At 64.6% G+C, this 305-nt stretch carries 1 protein-coding gene; it reads left to right on the top strand.

Features of this window, described 5'->3' with window-relative positions; genetic code table 11:
• Positions 1-27 precede the first annotated feature (27 nt).
• Positions 28-305: AMP-binding protein (locus tag ACV22W_RS33720; RefSeq protein ID WP_448023865.1), on the top strand; the 278-nt coding region annotated here is incomplete at its 3' end.

Raw genomic sequence — 305 nt, forward strand, 5'->3', positions numbered from 1 at the left:
CTGCGTTTCCTCATCGACGACAGCGCGATGATCGCCATCGTCGGCACCGACGCTGAGCTCGAACGCCTGCCGCGTGACAAGCATCTGCCGCGCTGTGTGATCAGCCTCGACGATAACGGCGGCAATCGCACCGCCCCGCCCCGCGCCGTCTGCGCCGCACAAGCCGCCTACGTGATCTATACGTCCGGTTCCACCGGCACACCCAAGGGCTGCATCGTCACTCACGCGAACGTGCTGCGCCTGTTCGACGTCACGCGCGAGTCGTTCTCGCTTGCCGAACACGACGTGTGGAGCGTCTTTCATTC

The organism is Burkholderia sp. AW49-1, from assembly GCF_053427845.1.